General features: G+C 71.9%; 13 protein-coding genes and 1 pseudogene. 4 read left to right on the top strand and 10 right to left on the bottom strand.

Annotated features, from left to right (window positions below; all coding sequences use genetic code 11):
* Nucleotides 1-6: 6 nt before the first annotated feature.
* The 8 genes from IE206_RS10235 to IE206_RS10200 all read right to left on the bottom strand — a co-directional run bounded on the left by IE206_RS10235 (nt 7) and on the right by IE206_RS10200 (nt 7,604).
* Nucleotides 7-669, bottom strand: a complete 663-nt coding sequence (locus tag IE206_RS10235) for a DUF4360 domain-containing protein (protein ID WP_189961736.1) — start codon at nt 667-669, stop codon at nt 7-9.
* A 331-nt stretch (nt 670-1,000) separates the two neighbouring features.
* Entirely contained in the window at nt 1,001-2,119 is a 1,119-nt protein-coding gene (gene serC, locus IE206_RS10230) for a phosphoserine transaminase (protein ID WP_189961735.1), read from the bottom strand.
* A 253-nt stretch (nt 2,120-2,372) separates the two neighbouring features.
* On the bottom strand, nt 2,373-3,620 hold the full coding sequence (locus IE206_RS10225; RefSeq protein ID WP_189961734.1) for a cytochrome P450 family protein: 1,248 nt from the start codon (nt 3,618-3,620) through the stop codon (nt 2,373-2,375).
* Nucleotides 3,617-4,846 (bottom strand): cytochrome P450, encoded by a 1,230-nt coding sequence (locus IE206_RS10220; RefSeq protein WP_189961733.1) that lies wholly within the window; start codon nt 4,844-4,846, stop codon nt 3,617-3,619. The genes IE206_RS10225 and IE206_RS10220 overlap by 4 nt, the downstream gene beginning before the upstream one ends.
* Entirely contained in the window at nt 4,843-5,460 is a 618-nt protein-coding gene (locus tag IE206_RS10215) for a GTP-binding protein (protein WP_189961732.1), read from the bottom strand. The genes IE206_RS10220 and IE206_RS10215 overlap by 4 nt, the downstream gene beginning before the upstream one ends.
* Complete coding sequence (locus IE206_RS10210; protein WP_189961731.1) at nt 5,441-5,788, bottom strand: DUF742 domain-containing protein; 348 nt, start codon at nt 5,786-5,788, stop codon at nt 5,441-5,443. Before IE206_RS10210 ends, IE206_RS10215 begins: the two co-directional genes overlap by 20 nt.
* Nucleotides 5,785-6,186, bottom strand: a complete 402-nt coding sequence (locus IE206_RS10205; RefSeq protein ID WP_189961730.1) for a roadblock/LC7 domain-containing protein — start codon at nt 6,184-6,186, stop codon at nt 5,785-5,787. The genes IE206_RS10210 and IE206_RS10205 overlap by 4 nt, the downstream gene beginning before the upstream one ends.
* A complete protein-coding gene (locus IE206_RS10200) occupies nt 6,183-7,604 on the bottom strand; it encodes a sensor histidine kinase (protein ID WP_189961729.1) in 1,422 nt (473 codons plus the stop codon). Before IE206_RS10200 ends, IE206_RS10205 begins: the two co-directional genes overlap by 4 nt.
* A gap of 288 nt (nt 7,605-7,892) precedes the next feature.
* Here IE206_RS10200 and IE206_RS10195 point away from each other — a divergent pair, with 288 nt between their 5' ends.
* Both IE206_RS10195 and IE206_RS10190 read left to right on the top strand, forming a co-directional pair.
* Nucleotides 7,893-10,817, top strand: a complete 2,925-nt coding sequence (locus tag IE206_RS10195; protein WP_189961728.1) for an FAD-binding and (Fe-S)-binding domain-containing protein — start codon at nt 7,893-7,895, stop codon at nt 10,815-10,817.
* A 176-nt stretch (nt 10,818-10,993) separates the two neighbouring features.
* Nucleotides 10,994-11,944: an EamA family transporter gene (locus IE206_RS10190; RefSeq protein ID WP_189961727.1), complete on the top strand. Its 951-nt coding sequence runs from the start codon at nt 10,994-10,996 to the stop codon at nt 11,942-11,944.
* A 127-nt stretch (nt 11,945-12,071) separates the two neighbouring features.
* Here IE206_RS10190 and IE206_RS10185 read toward each other — a convergent pair.
* Together IE206_RS10185 and IE206_RS10180 are read right to left on the bottom strand one after the other, a co-directional pair.
* Nucleotides 12,072-12,363: pseudogene (locus IE206_RS10185) on the bottom strand (NUDIX domain-containing protein).
* A gap of 4 nt (nt 12,364-12,367) precedes the next feature.
* A complete protein-coding gene (locus IE206_RS10180) occupies nt 12,368-12,571 on the bottom strand; it encodes a hypothetical protein (RefSeq protein ID WP_189961726.1) in 204 nt (67 codons plus the stop codon).
* Between the two features lie 143 nt (nt 12,572-12,714).
* Here IE206_RS10180 and IE206_RS10175 point away from each other — a divergent pair, with 143 nt between their 5' ends.
* Nucleotides 12,715-13,530 carry a TIGR03084 family metal-binding protein gene (locus IE206_RS10175; protein WP_226598558.1) on the top strand — a complete coding sequence of 272 codons (816 nt, stop codon included), beginning with the start codon at nt 12,715-12,717 and terminating at the stop codon, nt 13,528-13,530.
* Nucleotides 13,531-13,595: 65 nt separating this feature from the next.
* Entirely contained in the window at nt 13,596-15,230 is a 1,635-nt protein-coding gene (locus tag IE206_RS10170; RefSeq protein WP_189961900.1) for an acyclic terpene utilization AtuA family protein, read from the top strand.
* Nucleotides 15,231-15,457 lie beyond the last annotated feature (227 nt).

The raw sequence follows: 15,457 nt of genomic DNA, 5'->3' as shown, positions 1-15,457 counted from the left end.
CGCGGCTCAGCGCTGCTGGTCCGGGCACTGCTTCCAGGCCAGGTGGTAGATGGTCTGGATGTTGCCGTCGGTGGAGTCCATGGCGATGAAGCTGTTGGTCTTCGGGTCCGAGGTGCCGGCGTTCGCGCGCAGTTCGGTGTTGATGTTGAAGTTGCGCTGCACGCCGCAGGGGGCCCAGACCAGCTGGCCCCAGTCGGTGGAGTCGGTGGCCTCCCAGTCGTTGTCGTACGGGCCGTTGAACGGGTGCGTTCTGGTCGCCGTGTCGGGTGAGCCCTGGAAGTAGTACGAGGCTTTCTGGGTCGCGCTCGCGCCGTTCTCCAGGTGGGCGTAGCCGCGGTAGTCGGCGCTCGCGATGGCGTAGGTGAAGCCCGAGGGGACGTGCACGATCAGGTTGAGCTGGCAGTTCTTGCGGAAGTCGGTGGGCTTGGAGCCGGCGCCCACCTGCGCCAGGTACTGGCTGTACGTGACCGTGAAGGCGGTGTTGTCCGGGGAGACGGCGACCGCGGCGGTGCCGATGGGGCAGCCGGATCCGTTGACGGTCGCGACCTCGATCACGATCTTGTCGGGCGGCGCGATGATGGTGGACGGCGCGATGGGGGCCGCCTGGGTGAAGAGCGAGGACGCGAGGAACGCTGCGGTCGCGCCGCCTGCGAGAAGTGCACCGGGCATGGTGAAGCTCCGATCGGTTGGTCGGTGGCCTTGCGTGGATGTGGGGAGTCCAGCCGAGCGTTCATGCCCTCGACGCGACATGGCCGAGCCGCGATGGCCGAGCCATGATGGTTGAGGCATGAACATGTCAAACCTTCGGACCGGTCCGGCCGTGGTGCGGTGCGCGCCGGATCGCTTTGGATGGTAGGGACCAAGTCCCTTGCGGAATAGGGCGGTTATCGGCCGTGACACTCCGCCCCGCCGCCCCGCTGTGAGGCGGGGACGTATCCGCTTGCCCGGAATGCGTGAGGGCCCGGCACCGTCACGGTGCCGGGCCCTCTTCCGCGCAGGCTCAGAGCTGTTCGATGACGTAGTCGATGCAGGCCGTCAGGGCCTCGACGTCCGACGGGTCGATCGCCGGGAACATGGCGATGCGCAGCTGGTTGCGGCCGAGCTTGCGGTACGGCTCGGTGTCCACGATGCCGTTGGCGCGCAGCACCTTGGCGATGGCGGCGGCGTCGATGTCGTCCGCGAAGTCGATCGTGCCGATGACCTGGGAGCGCTTGGCCGGGTCGGTGACGAAGGGGGCGGCGTGCTTGGAGTCTTCGGCCCAGCCGTACAGGGCGCCCGAGGACTGGGCGGTGCGGGCCGTCGACCAGGCGAGGCCGCCCTGGCCGTTGATCCACTTCAGCTGTTCGTTGAGCAGGAACAGGGTGGACAGGGCGGGGGTGTTGTACGTCTGGTTCTTCAGCGAGTTGTCGATCGCGGTCGGCAGGGAGAAGAACTCCGGGACGTGGCGGCCGCCCGCGTGGATGCGCTGGGCGCGCTCCAGGGCGGCGGGTGAGAACGCGGCGAGCCACAGGCCGCCGTCGGAGGCGAACGACTTCTGCGGGGCGAAGTAGTAGACGTCGGTCTCGGTGATGTCGACGGGCAGGCCGCCGGCGCCGGAGGTGGCGTCCACCAGGACGAGGGAGCCCTCGTCGGCGCCTGCCACGCGCTTGATCGGGGCGGCGACACCGGTCGAGGTCTCGTTGTGCGTGAACGCGTACACGTCCACGCCCGCCTCGGCCTGCGGCTCGGGGTGCGTGCCGGGGTCGCTGCTGATGACGGTCGGCTCGGCCAGCCAGGGCGCGAGCTTGGCGGCCTTCGCGAACTTGGAGGAGAACTCGCCGAAGTTCAGGTGCTGGGACTTGTTCTCGATCAGGCCGTGCGTCGCGACGTCCCAGAACGCGGTGGAGCCGCCGTTGCCCAGGATCACCTCGTAGCCCTCGGGGAGGGAGAAGAGGTCGCGGATGCCCTGGCGCACCTCGCCGACCAGGTTCTTGACCGGGGCCTGGCGGTGGGAGGTGCCGAGGAGGGAGGTACCGGTGGCGGCCAGGGCGTCCAGCGCCTCCGTACGCACCTTGGAGGGGCCCGCGCCGAAACGGCCGTCGGCGGGCTTCATGTCAGCGGGAATCTGGATCTCAGCCACGTTCGCGAGCGTATCCGGTTCTGGGCCACCCGGTCCGCCGGGTCCGCCGGATGAGACGGTCCCCACAGCGCGGGCCGTGGCCGCCCGGGGCTCCGCCCAGGGCCCCCTGCACTCCCGTTCGCGCCTGAAGAGCGCTCGTCCTCGAACGCCGGACGGGCGCTCAGTCATCCACGGTCCGCGGCCGGAATTCAGCCCCTCCGGCGTTGAGGAGCAGGGGGCTGGGGGCGGAGCCCCCAGGGCGCCCCGGGCCGGCTCAGGTCAGGCGTACCGGCAAGTCGTACAGGTCGTTCTGGGTCACTATCGGCTTGTTGCGGAGCTCGGCCCGCGGGACCGCCAGGGTCAGGGAGGGAAAGCGGGCGTACAGAGCCGGGAGGGCCACGCTCGCCTCCAGGCGGGACAGGGCCGCGCCCGGGCAGACGTGCGGGCCATGGCCGAAGGAGAGGTGGCGTGCCGGAGCCGGGGTGCGGGTGACGTCGAAGTCGCCCGCAGTCGGCCCGTGCCGGCCCTCGTCACGGCCTATCGCCCCGAAGGAGACGATCAGCGCCTCCCCCGCCGCGAGGACACGGTCACCCACCACCACATCCTCCGTCGCGAAGCGGAACAGGACGTGCGAGGTCGGCGTCGACCAGCGCAGGGTCTCCTCGATCACGTTCTCCCACGGCACCACCCCGTCAAGCACCAGCTTGCGCTGCGAAGGGTGCGTCTCCAGGGCCACCACCGCGTTCACGATGAGGCTGATCGTGGTCTCGTGGCCCGCCGCGACCATCAGCTGGAGGGTGTTGGTGATCTCCTCCGTCGTGAGCTGATCGCCGTCCTCGGAGGCGGCGATCAGCGCGCTCGTCAGGTCGTCGCCCGGCGCCTGCCGCTTGGACTCGACGATCCGCCCGAACAGCTCGCCGAGGTCCGCCATCATCTGCGGCACCTCCTCCGGCGGCGTCTGCGTGGAGAAGAACTTCTCGAAGAGGGACTTCAGGCGCGGATGGTCGGCCGCGTCCACACCCATCAGCTCGCTGATCACGTTCATCGGCAGGGGGTAGGCGAACTCCGCCTTCAAATCCACCACTTCACCGGCCTCACGCGCCGCGAGCCGGTCCAGCATGGACGCCGTCAGCGCCTCGATGCCCGCCCGCAGCCGCTCCACGCGCCGTACGGTCAGCGCCTGCGCGACCAGGGTCCGCAGTCGGCGGTGCTCGTCGCCGTCCACCGTCAGCATCGAGCGGCCCGGGTTGGCCAGCCCGATCAGCGGCCAGTCCGGCGGGATCTCGCCGCGCTGCCAGGCACCCCACACGTCGATGTCCTTGACCAGGCGCGGGTCGGTCAGGAGCCGGCGGGCCTCCGCGTGGTGCGTCACCGCGTAGCAGGCCACCGAGCCGGGCAGCACGACCCGTACCAGCGGACCGGCCGCGCGCAGGGCCGCGCTCTCGGCGTCGAGGTCGCTGACGAACGGGTCCAGGGTGATCGCGCCGTCGTGGTCCACGGGGCACTTCGTCGGGCTGCTCATCGGGCTGCTCCAAGGGCGGGAGTGGGAGTGAACGTCACGGGAAGCTCGGTCAGACCCCGCAGCCACGGGGACGGGCGGCGGGTCAACTTCCCGGCGGGCGCGGCGAGATCGACGTCCGGCAGCCGGTCGAGCAGCACCTCGATCCCGGTGCGCGCGATGACCTCGGCGACCTCCTGCGCGGGGAACGGACAGCGGTGCTCGCCGTGCCCGAACGAGAAGAACGCGCTGTTGCCGCCGGTCAGCGCGCCCGCGTCGGTGCGTACCTGCGGGTCGCCGTTGGCCGCGGCCAGGCCGAGCAGGAGCAGGTCACCGGCCCGGATGTGCTGCCCGCCGAGGTGGGTGTCGCGGGCGGCCCAGCGGCCCGCCACGTTCTGGGTGGGCGTGTCCTCCCAGAGCACCTCGTTCATGGCCTCGCCGACGCTGTGCCGGCCGCCCGCGAGCGAGGCCGCGAACCGGTCGTCGGTCAGCATCAGGCGCAGCGAGTTTCCGATCCAGTCGGCGGTGGGCTGGTGCCCGGCGGCCATCATCACCATCAGGTCCTGGCCGACCTCCTCGACGGAGAAGCCGTACGGGTTGGCGAGCATCCGGGACGCCACGTCCTCGCCGGGCTCGACCTGCTTGGCGGTGAGCAGCGCGTACATCGACTCGGCCAGGTGACGCTGGCCCTCCAGGGCGCCCTCCCGGCCGTTGATCATGTCGTTCATCGCGGTGACCAGGCCCGGGCCCTGCTCGTCGGCGAACCCGTAGAGCCGGGCCAGGACGCGGACCGGCAGGAGCATCGCGTACTGGCCGACGAGGTCGCAGCTGCCCGCGCCGCACAGCGCGTCGATGAGCTCGTCCGCGAACCGCTCGGCGTGGCTGCGCAGTTCGAACGGGTCGACGGCCTCCAGGGCGCCCGAGACCATCGCGGCCCGCTCGCGGTGGCGCTCCCCGACGGTGTAGAGGATCGACGGCTGCTTGCGGCCGATCATGGGAAGCAGCGGCCAGTCGGCGGGGATGCGGTCCCACTGGCTCCACAGGTCGGAGTCGCGCGAGAACAGCACCGGATCGCTGGTGACCTGGTGCAGCTCGCGATAGCCGAGCACCAGCCAGGCCGGCACGTCGCCGTCCAGGACGACGGGCGCCACCGCGCCGTGGTCGCGCCGCAGTTCGCGGTACAGCTCGTTCGGCTCGGTCTGGAACCGGGGGCCGCTCAGCGGGACGGGGGCGGGGGTGTGGCTCGTCACGGTGTGAGCTCCGGTGCCTTCTGCAGGCGTGCGAGATGTTCTACGAGGGTGATCAGGACGGTCTTGCTGGACGCGCGGGAGCGGGCGTCGCAGCGGATCAGCGGCACCTCGGGCGGCAGGTCGAGGGCCTCGCGGACCTGGGCCTCGGTGTGCGGGGGCCCGCCGAAGTCGTTGCACGCCACGACGAACGGCGTGCCGTGGTGCTCCAGGCGGTCGATGGCGTACCAGGAGTCGGCCAGGCGCCGGGTGTCGACGAGGACGACCGCGCCGAGCGTGCCCGCGAACAGCCGGTCCCACAGGAACCAGAACCGCTCCTGGCCGGGCGCGCCGAACAGGTACAGGACGTTGTGCGCGTCCAGGGTGATGCGGCCGAAGTCGAAGGCGACCGTGGTGGCCGTCTTCGTACGCACCCCGTCGAGGTCGTCCACGGCCTCGCCCGCCTTGGTCATGGTCTCCTCGGTGTTCAGCGGACGAATCTCGCTGACCGAGCGCACCATGGTCGTCTTTCCGACGCCGAAACCACCGACGACGACGATTTTCAGGCCATTGTCCGCGGTCCCCGCCAGCGCGGGCCGTTCGGAGCGTGCGGGCCGTTCAGAGATTTCGGAGGCCAACGAGCACCTGCTCCAGGATGTCGGGGTCGGGAAGGCGGTGGGCCGAGCGGGGGTGGCGGGCGCTGACGCGGCCCGTGTCGTGCAGGTCGGTGAGCAGGATGCGGACCACCGTGACGGGCAGGCCGAGCTCGGCCGCGATCTCCACGACCGCCGTCGGGAAGCGGCACATGCGCAGGATCGCCACGTGCTCGGACTGCATGCCGGGCACCGGGTCCGACTCGGTGACCACCAGCGTGACCAGGTCGAAGGCGTCCGAACCGGAGCGGCTGCGGCCGCCGGTGAGGGTGTAGAGCCGGTCCGGCGAGTCGTCCCGGCCCGGCCTGCTCATGCCCGCGGCTCGGCGCTGAGGTATTCGCCGAGCTGCTCCACCAGCTCGGACATGTTGTGGCCGACGAGCCCGGCGTCCGCGTCCTCGGCGGCGACCACCGAGAGGTGCGCGCCCTCGCCGGCCTCGACGATGAAGAGGATGCCGCCGTAGAACTCGGCCATCGCGGACCGCACTCCGCCGCTTCCGTCGCCGAACTCCATCGACGCCCCGTGCGACAGGCTCTGGATGCCCGCGGCGATCGCGGCCAGCTGGTCGGCCTGGTCGACGGAGAGCTCCGGCGTACGGCACAGCTTGAGGCCGTCGCGGGACAGGACGAGGGCGTGCCGGGCGCCCGGCGTGCGCTCCAGGAGGTTCTCCAGGAGCCAGTTGAGCTTCTCGTCGGTGGTGGTGCCGGTCATTCGGTGTTGCCTTCCGGGGTGGGGGAGTTCGCGCGTACGGCCTGGCGGAAGCTGCTGAAGCGGGCGGCCGCGTCCGATGCGGCGGTCGAGGCGCGGCTCGGGGCCGCCGGGGCGTCGGGGCCCTCGGGGTGCGCCGCGGCAAGCGCCCGCCCGCGCTTGCGCCTGGGCAGCCCGCTTTCGCCGAACTGCGGGAATTCGCCACTGGTTTCGGCGCTGATGTCACCAGCGGCAGCGGTCGTGGCGCCGGTTCCGGTGGCGGGCTCGGCGGCCGGCTCGTGGGTGGCCTCCGGCTCGACGTCCGCCTCCCGGGCCTCCTGAGCCTTCTGGGCCTTGGCCTCCCGCGCCTTCGGCTCCTGCGGTACGCCGGTGGTGGGCGCGGCCGGGGTGACGTGGGTGATCAGCTCGTGCGGGAGCAGCATCAGCGCGCCGGTGCCGCCGCGCGCGGAGGGCCGGAACGACACCGTGAGGCCGTGCTTGCGGGCGAGGCGGCCGACGACCGCGAGGCCGAGCCGGGTGCCGGAGAGCCCGGCCAGGTCCAACGACCGGCCGGAAACCGCCTGTTCGGCCCGGCGCAGCTGCACCTCGCTCATGACCAGACCACTGTCCTCGACCGTGATGATCACCCCGGCCGGCACTTCCTCCACGTACACATGGACCTCGGCGGTCGGCGGCGAGAAGTTGGCCGCGTTGTCGAGGAGTTCGGCGAGCGCGTGCATGACACCCTCGGCGGCGTGCCCGGCGACGGCCGCGTCGCTGGTCGAGTGAAGACGTACGCGCTGGTAGCCGCCGATGCGGCCCATCGCGCCACGCAGGATGGACTCCATGACGATGGGCCTGGCCCAGCGGCGGCCCGAACGCGCCCCGGTCAGTACGGCGATGGAGTCCGCGAGGCGGCCCGCCTGCGCGGTGCGGTGGTCGAGATGGAGGAGGTCGCCGAGCACTTCCTCGTCGGCGTGCCGGTGCTCCATGTCGCGCAGGTCGGCGAGCATGCCGGTGGCCAGCGCCTGCATACGGCCGGCCGCGTTGGCGGTGGCGGCGAGCGCGGCGGCCCGCGCGGACTCCGCCCGGCGGAGCTCGGCGGTGTGGGCGGCGATCAGGGCCTTGCGCTCGGCGGCCTGAGCCGCGTCGAGGCGTACCGCGTCGGCGCTGCGCCGGGCGGCGTTGGCCTCCTGGGCGCTGATCTGGCCGTTGAGCGCGGCGAGCCGGGAACGCAGCACACGGTTGCGCAGCACGCTGTGCGTCACGGCGTACGCACCGGCGCTGAGCAGGGCCGCCGCGGCGCCGAGGCTCCAGCCGACTACGGCACGGGTGCCGGGCGTGGCTGCGACCACCGACACCGTGCAGAACGCGCCGGTGACCACCGCGGTGATCAGCAGGGCCAGCGCGGAGGGGCGGGTGAGGGAGGGCGACGCCGTCATCGATCAATGCCTTACAGCGCTCATGGCGGTCGAGGGGGCTGGCGGGGGTGGGGCGAGCGGGGGTGGGACCGGTGTGGAAGGGGGTGTTCCTGTTCCTCGGGGAACGAGGGGCAACTATAGGAGAGTTGGTGATCGATTTGGATAGTTCTTGGTGAAGATTCCCGCTCAGCAAGGTCGTTGACCGGCCACATTCGGCTCATCTTGGTCTGTTTCCGGACACGGAATGGGTACGGCGTGGTCTGTGCGGCGCTGGGCCCGTGCGGGAGCGCGGCCGGGCATCCTGAGCCCATGGCAGATGGTGCGAAGGTCCCCGGACGCAAGCGCGAGCACGGACAAGAGCAGGAACGGGAGCAGGAACGGAGGCAGGACTCCGGCCCGGCCCGCGACTCGGCCCCTGACGTGCACCGCGGCTTGGCCCGTGACGTGGAGCGGGAGCTGTCGCGGGTGGTGCGCGGCCGGGTGGACCTCGGTGTCACCGCCCGCGCCCTGACGACGATGGACGCCTCGAACTACCGCCGGGTGCCGCTGGGGGTGGTCGCGCCGCGCGACGCCGACGACGTGGCGGCGGTGCTCGCGGTGTGCCGGACATATGGAGTGCCGGTGGTGCCGCGCGGCGGCGGCACCTCGATCGCGGGCCAGGCCACCGGCACCGGCATCGTGCTCGACTTCACGCGCTACATGCGCTCGGTCGTCTCGGTGGACGCGGCGGCCCGAACCGCCGTGGTGCAGCCGGGGGTTGTGCTCGACACCCTGCGGGACGCGGCCGCGCCGCACGGGCTCACCTTCGGCCCTGATCCCTCGACGCACAGCCGGTGCACGCTCGGCGGGATGATCGGCAACAACGCGTGCGGGTCGCATTCGGTGCGGTGGGGGACAACGGCCGACAACATCCGCGATCTGACAGTCGTCGGCGCCCAGGGCAACGTTCACCATCTGTCCCAGGGATGGCAGAACTCGACATCGCCTGTCGGGCTGCGCGAGTTTGTCATCCGTCATTTGTCGGCGCTCCGCACCGGCTACCCCCAGGACCTCCCGCGCCGCATCTCCGGCTACGCGATGGACGCCCTGCTCCCCGAGCGGGGGGCCGATCTGGCGCGGGCGTTCTGCGGCAGCGAGGGAACGCTCGGCGTGGTCACCCAGGCAACCGTACGCCTGGTGGAGGTGCCGCCCGCCCGCGCGCTCGCCGTGCTCGGTTACCCCGACGAGAGTGCGGCAGCAGAGGCGGCGCCCGGGCTGCTCCCGTACCGCCCGCTGACCGTCGAGGGCATGGCCGCCGATCTCGTACGGGTACGGGGTGACGTCGGGCTGCCGCGTGGCGGGGCGTGGCTGTTCGTCGAGACGGGTGGGGTGACGGAGGCCGAAGCGCTGGCGCGGGCCCAGGAGTTGGCGCGTGCGGGTGACGCTCTTGAGGCCACCGTGGTCAGTGACCCGGCCGGGATGCGCGCGCTGTGGCGGATCCGCGAGGACGCGGCGGGCACCGCGACCCGCATGCCCGACGGCACCGAGGCCTGGCCGGGCTGGGAGGACTGCGCGGTTCCGCCCACCCAACTGGGCGTGTATATGCGGGAGTTCAGATCCCTCCTCTCCTCGTACGGGCTGCGCGGCACCCCGTACGGGCACTTCGGGGACGGCTGCATCCACGTCCGCATCGACTTCGACCTGCTGACCCCCGCCGGAATCGGGCGCTTCCGGGCGTTCTCCGAGGACCTGGCCGACCTGGTGGTCGCGCACGGCGGCTCGCTCAGCGGTGAGCACGGCGACGGACAGGCCCGTGCGGAACTGCTCCCGAAGATGTACGGGGATGAACTGGTGGGCCTGTTCGGCCAGTTCAAGGATCTGTGGGACCCGGACGGAATCCTGAACCCGGGCGTCCTCGCCCGGCCCGCGCGGCTCGACGAGAACCTGCGCTTCGAGGCGCTGCCGAAGCGTCCGGTGGACGTGGAGTTCGGCTATCCGCACGATGGCGGCGACTTCGCGGCGGCGGTACGCAGGTGCGTGGGAGTCGCCAAGTGTCGTACGGACAGAGGGAGTTCGCGGAGTGATGTGATGTGCCCGTCCTTCCGTGCCACCGGTGAGGAGGAGCACTCGACGCGGGGTCGTGCGCGGCTGCTGCACGAGATGCTGGCGGGCGAGGTGGTCACGGACGGCTGGCGCTCGGAAGAGGTGCGGGACGCGCTCGACCTGTGCCTGTCCTGCAAGGGCTGCCGGAGCGACTGCCCGGTGGGCGTGGACATGGCGACGTACAAGGCGGAGTTCCTGCACCACCACTACGAGGGGCGCCGCCGCCCGGCCTCCCACTATGCGCTGGGCCGGCTCCCCGAGTGGCTGCGCGCGGCCGCGCCGCTGGCCCGTCCCCTGAACGCGGCGGCCCGGGTCCGCCCGCTGGCCGCCCTGGCCAAGCGCCTCGCGGGGATCGCACCGGAGCGGGCACTTCCGCCATTGGCTCCGCGCACGCTGGTCGGCGAGCTGCGAAAGAGGCGGGTGCCGTCCGCCGCGGCGGTCGTGTTGTGGCCGGACACGTTCACCAACCATCTTTCGCCGGAGGTGGGGCACGCGGCCCTGCGGGTGCTGTCCGAGGCGGGAGTGGAGGCCGAGGTTCCGGCGGGACGGGTCTGCTGCGGGCTCACCTATGTGTCCACGGGACAGCTGGACCGCGCGAAGGCGGTGCTCGCCCACACCCTGGACGCCATGGAGCCGTACCTCGGTGAGGCGGGCCGCCGTCCCGTTGTCGTGCTCGAACCGAGCTGCGCGGCCACCCTGCGCACGGACCTGCCGGAGCTGCTGCCCGCAGACCCGCGCGCGGCTCTGCTGTCGTCAGCGGTGCGCACCTTCGCCGAGGCACTGGAGGAGTGCGCGCCGGAGTGGACGCCGCCGCGCCTCGACCGCCCCGTGGCCGGCCAGACCCACTGTCATCAGCATGCGGTCCTGGGCGACGCGGCCGACCGCCGCCTGCGCGAGAAGGCCGGCCTGACGGGCGAGCTCAGCGGCGGGTGCTGCGGTCTCGCGGGGAACTTCGGGTTCGAGCGGGGCCACTGGGAGGTGTCGGTGGCCTGCGCGGAGGACCAGCTGCTGCCCGCCGTACGTTCCGCTCCGCCCGGCACGGAAGTCCTGGCCGACGGCTACTCCTGCCGTACGCAATTGGCGCAGCTGGCGGGCCGCAGGGCGAGGCACCTGGCGGTGGTCCTCGCGGAGGGGCTGGAGGGTGAGGGGTAGGGCGGCTCGGCGCCGCTTACATTGGATGGAGGGTGTCCTTCCGTTTAGTACGGGAAGGCGGTTGCGCCAAGTGGGCGAAGTCCAAGATACTGAATGAGTTAGTGCATTTTGGTGGACTGGCGGTGGGCTTGTGAGCTGCCGCCCGGGATGCTGGATCCGATGGGAGAGGAGCGCCGGTGAATCCGGTCAAGGGCGCGGGTGCGGCGGAGCCGGTCGCGGCGGCCGCCGTCGCCGTACCGGAGGCTGCCGGTGCGCTGAAGGGTGCGGGCCCAGGCGGGCGCCGGGCGGCGTTCGGGCCGGTCGCGCTGGTGGTGGCGGGCGGCATATCCGTGCAGTTCGGGGCCGCGGTGGCGGTGACGCTGATGCCGAGGGCGGGGGCGGCCGGGGTCGTCACGCTGCGGCTCGTCGCCGCGGCGATCGTGCTCCTGCTGGTGTGCCGGCCGAAGCTGCGGGGGCATTCGCGGGCGGACTGGGGAACGGTGGTCGCGTTCGGCGTGGCGATGGCAGGCATGAACGGGCTGTTCTACCAGGCCGTCGACCGCATCCCGCTCGGCGTCGCGGTCACCCTGGAGGTGCTCGGCCCGCTGGCCCTGTCGGTGTTCGCGTCGCGCCGCCTGGTGAACGTCCTGTGGGCCGCGCTGGCCCTGGCGGGCGTCGTCCTGCTCGGCGGGGGCGGCTTCGGCAGCCTGGATGCGGTGGGGGTGGCGTATGCGCTGGGGGCGGGTGCGTGCTGGGCGGTGTACATCCTGTTCAGCGCGCGTACGGGGCGCCGCTTCCCGCAGGCCGACGGGCTCGCCCTGGCCATGGCGGTGGCGGCGGTCCTGTTCCTGCCGATCGGCATCGCCCAGGCGGGCGGAAAGCTTCTTGTCCCCACCACCATGGCGCTGGGCGCGGCGGTGGCCGTCCTGTCCTCGGTGCTGCCCTACACCCTCGAACTCCTGGCCCTGCGCCGCCTGCCCGCGTCCACCTTCGCGATCCTGATGAGCCTGGAGCCGGCGATCGCGGCGACGGCGGGCTTCCTGATCCTGGGCCAGGCGCTGTCGTGGCCGCAGGCGCTGGCGATCGGGTTGGTGATCGGGGCGAGCATGGGGGCGGTGCGGACGCAGATCCGGGCGGTCTCGGGTTAGTTCTGGGTCGAGCGGGGTGGCTCCCCTGGTGGGGGTGGGTTGTGCGTGCAGGGGTGGCAGGCCCGAGCCGCCCGGGGCTCCGCCCCGGACCCCGTGCGGGCTTCGGCATCCACCCCTCGGGGACGGCTCAGCCCAGGTACGGCCGAGCCCGATGCTCCAGGCAGTGCGTCAGCCGCAGCCGCTGTGTGTGGTGCATGGGCAGCACGTCGAAGTCGGCCGGCGAGACGAAGCGCAGCTCTGTCGACTCGTCCGACACGGCGAGTTCCTGGCCCCCCCCCGGGAAGTGCCCACAAGCCGTTGTCCCGGCGCCGCTGGAGCAGGATGCGGCCCTGGTCGTCCGTGACGACGGCGGACGCGGCAACGACCATGCTGTTGGGCTCCGGTGCGTTCGGGTCGTCGTAGTACTCGGTCCGTGCCATGCGATCACCCTTCCACGGGCCCGGCCGTCTTCCCTACGGCATGGAAACCCTCCGCGTAGGTGTCGAACATGCCGCCGCTGTCGTTGCGTCGGAGATGCCGGACGGGCGCGCACCAGGTGTTCATGCCCCACACCTGGTCGTTGACCGGCGCGTCGTCGTCAGCGCGGAACACACTGTTGTAGGCGTGTTCCGTGGGTTCGCGGCTCAATGCCGGGTGCCCGCGGCAAGGGCTGTCGCCCCCTTGGGCGGGTAGGAGCAACAAGGCCGGAAATAAATGCAAGCACGCTTGCTTGTTTCAGGTCCTCCTGCCATGCTCCGGGGCACGCCCGCTGTCCCGGAGGGGAGCGCACTGTGTCCGAACCGGCCGGTTCTGCCGATGCCGTTCTTGCCGTCCTCGACGATCTGCGTGACGAGGGGGATGAACTCGACGTTCTGATCGGGGAGTTGAGCCCGGCCCAGTGGGCCACTCCCACCGCCGCCCCCGGGTGGAGCATCGCGCACCAGGTCGCCCACCTCGCCTGGACCGACACCGCCGCCCTGCTCGCCGTCACCGACCCCGACGCCTTCGCGATGGAGGTCGAGAAGGCCGTCGCGGCGCCGGACCGCTTCGTGGACGACGGGGCCGAGGCCGGGGCCCTGCTCCCGCCCGCCGAGCTGCTCGCGTGGTGGCGGGACAGTCGCGTACAGCTCCAACAGGCCTTGCGGGACGCGCCGGTCGGGGCACGCTTCCCCTGGTACGGGCCGCCCATGTCCACCGCGTCCATGGCCACCGGCCGCCTCATGGAGACCTGGGCCCACGGACAGGACGTCTTCGACGCCCTCGGCCGCACCCGCAAGCCCACCGACCGGCTCCGCCACGTCGCCCGCATCGGCATCCGCGCCCGTGATTATGCGTTTACGGTACGAGGGCTGACGCCCCCGGCCGATGAATTCCGGGTCGAGCTGACCGCGCCGGACGGTGCGAGCACGTGGACGTACGGCCCCGAAGGCGCCCAACAGCGCGTCACGGGGCCCGCGTTGGACTTCTGCCTGCTGGTCACCCAGCGCCTGAACCGTTCCGACACCGCCGTACGAGCGGAAGGCGCCGACGCCGAACGCTGGCTCGACATCGCGCAGGCCTTCGCCGGCCCGGCGGGCCCCGGCCGCCCGCCCAAGGACGCCTCGTGAGCGAAGACGGGCGCATCCTGCGGATCGGCAACGCCTCCGGGTTCTACGGCGACCGCTTCGACGCGATGCGGGAGATGCTGACCGGCGGCCCCCTCGACGTCCTCACCGGCGACTACCTCGCCGAACTCACCCTGCTCATCCTCGGCCGCGACCGGCTGCGCGACCCACGGCTCGGGTACGCCAGGACGTTCCTGCGGCAGCTGGAGGAGTGCCTCGGGATCGCCCAGGAACGCGGCGTGCGCATCGTCGCCAACGCGGGCGGGCTCAACCCTGCTGGACTGGCCGACTCGATAAGGGAGTTGAGCGAGCGTGTCGGGGTTCCCGTACGCGTCGCTCATGTCGAGGGCGATGCCCTGCCGCTGCCCGAGGGGGCGCTCACGGCCAACGCGTACCTCGGTGGCGGCGGGATCGCGGCGTGCCTGCGCGGCGGGGCGGACGTCGTCGTCACCGGGCGGGTGACGGACGCGGCGCTGGTCACGGGGCCCGCCGCGTGGTGGTTCGGCTGGGGGCCCGAGGACTACGACGCGCTCGCGGGCGCGGTCGTCGCCGGGCACGTCCTGGAGTGCGGCACCCAGGCCACCGGCGGGAACTACTCCTTCTTCACGGACTTCGCGGGCCGCGACCTCATCCGGCCCGGCTTCCCCCTCGCCGAGATCCACGCCGACGGCAGCAGCGTCATCACCAAGCACCCCGGCACCGGCGGGGTCGTCGACACCGGCACGGTCACCGCGCAACTCCTGTACGAGACGTCCGGCGCGCGCTACGCCGGGCCCGATGTCACCGCGCGGCTCGACACCGTACGGCTCCACCAGGACGGCCCCGACCGGGTGCGCGTCACCGGCGTACGGGGCGAGGCGCCGCCGCCGACCCTCAAGGCGGGGATCAACCGCATCGGGGGCTGGCGCAACGAGGTCGTGTTCGTGCTGACCGGGCTCGATGTCGAGGCGAAGGCCGACTTGGTGCGGGGGCAGGTCGAGGATGCCTTCGCGCGCGCCAAGTCCCGTCCGGCGGTGGTGGGTTGGGAGCTGACGCGTACGGATCGGCCGGACGCCTCCACCGAGGAGTGCGCCAGTGCGCTGCTGCGGCTTGTCGTGCGGGACCCCGATCCGGAGGCGGTGGGACGAGTGGTGAGCGGCGCGGCGATCGAGCTGGCGCTCGGCAGCTACCCCGGCTTCCACGTCACGGCTCCGCCGGGGAAGGGGGCGCCGTACGGGGTGTTCTCGGCGGTGTATGTGGATGCGGGGGCCGTGGAGCAGGTGGCTGTACTGCCGGATGGAGTACGGGAGTTGGTCCCTGCCGCGTCTCGTACCGCCGGTTTGGAGGCTGTACCGGAGCCGTCCTTGCCTCCCTTTGTCGCTTCGGGGCCGACTCGGCGGGTTCCGCTGGGGCTGGTGGCCGGAGCTCGGAGTGGGGACAAGGGCGGGGATGTGAATGTGGGGGTCTGGGCGCGGTCGGAGGGGGCGTGGGGGTGGTTGGCCCATGCGTTGACAGTTGACCAATTGCGTCAACTGCTACCTGAGGTGGGCGAGTTGAGCGTCACTCGTCACGTTCTGCCCAACCTGCGGGCGCTGAACTTCGTGGTGGAGGGGTTGCTGGGGGAGGGGGTCGCATCGCAGGGCCGGTTCGATCCCCAGGGGAAGGGGGTGGGGGAGTGGCTGCGGAGCCGGTTGGTGGCGGTGCCGGTGGATTTGCTGGGGTGAGCATTCCCCCACCCCGCCCCCTCCCGAGACCCTCCGGGGGTTGGAAGGGGTGAAGCCGGTTTTCCTGGGGCTCCGTCCCAGACCCCGTTCGCGCCTTGAGGGCACTCGTCCTCAAGCGCCGGACGGGCTGAAGACGCCACCCCGGCCGGCACCGGCCCTGCTAGGGCGCGGGGAACTGCGCGACCAGCCACCTTCGACCCGCAGGCGAACGAACTCCCCCGGAGGGT

The organism is Streptomyces violascens (genome assembly GCF_014649955.1).
Taxonomy (GTDB): Bacteria; Actinomycetota; Actinomycetes; order Streptomycetales; family Streptomycetaceae; genus Streptomyces; species Streptomyces violascens.
The sequence above is the reverse complement of the archived record's forward strand: the minus strand, read 5'-3'. Positions and strand labels throughout refer to the sequence as shown.

Excerpts from the sequence above, each read along its gene's own strand:
- IE206_RS10235 (WP_189961736.1), bottom strand. The coding sequence starts at position 669 with ATGCCCGGTGCACTTCTCGCAGGCGGCGCGACCGCAGCGTTCCTCGCG.
- IE206_RS10225 (WP_189961734.1), bottom strand. The coding sequence starts at position 3,620 with ATGAGCAGCCCGACGAAGTGCCCCGTGGACCACGACGGCGCGATCACC.
- IE206_RS10210 (WP_189961731.1), bottom strand. The coding sequence starts at position 5,788 with ATGAGCAGGCCGGGCCGGGACGACTCGCCGGACCGGCTCTACACCCTC.
- IE206_RS10205 (WP_189961730.1), bottom strand. The coding sequence starts at position 6,186 with ATGACCGGCACCACCACCGACGAGAAGCTCAACTGGCTCCTGGAGAAC.
- IE206_RS10200 (WP_189961729.1), bottom strand. The coding sequence starts at position 7,604 with ATGACGGCGTCGCCCTCCCTCACCCGCCCCTCCGCGCTGGCCCTGCTG.
- IE206_RS10195 (WP_189961728.1), top strand. The coding sequence starts at position 7,893 with ATGGCAGATGGTGCGAAGGTCCCCGGACGCAAGCGCGAGCACGGACAA.
- IE206_RS10170 (WP_189961900.1), top strand. The coding sequence starts at position 13,596 with ATGCGGGAGATGCTGACCGGCGGCCCCCTCGACGTCCTCACCGGCGAC.